Origin of the sequence: Microbulbifer flavimaris (assembly GCF_001641755.2) — a bacterium.
Classification (GTDB): domain Bacteria; phylum Pseudomonadota; class Gammaproteobacteria; order Pseudomonadales; family Cellvibrionaceae; genus Microbulbifer; species Microbulbifer flavimaris.
This window is the reverse complement of record NZ_LRFG02000025.1, coordinates 1-254: the sequence shown is the minus strand read 5'-3', so window position 1 is coordinate 254 and position 254 is coordinate 1. Positions and strand designations below refer to the sequence as shown.

The following is a 254-nucleotide window of genomic DNA, read 5'->3' as shown; positions in this document are numbered from 1 at the left end:
TTCGTCCGGATCCAGATGGATCTCCATCGCGCCGGGATCGCCGCTGGCCTCGAGCGCCCGCAGCATCTTGGCGAACTCCATATGGGTCGACAGGTTGAGGCCCTGCCAATACGGGTCGTAATGCCGTGAGGTCTCGGCCTTGAGATCGGCCTTGGGCCAGTCTGACAGCGCCTCGCGCAGGGCCTTCTTGGCCGCGGCGCCGCGATTGGCGCGGTTGAGGTCCTCCATCCCGGTTTCCAGCGCGCGCTTGGTTT

1 protein-coding gene is annotated in these 254 nt (G+C 65.7%); it reads right to left on the bottom strand.

Translation table 11 applies throughout. The annotated features are described in order from the left end of the window. Positions 1-228, bottom strand: a 228-nt coding sequence (locus tag AWR36_RS16000) for a hypothetical protein (RefSeq protein ID WP_197409299.1), incomplete at its 3' end; no start/stop codon positions are given. Positions 229-254 lie beyond the last annotated feature (26 nt).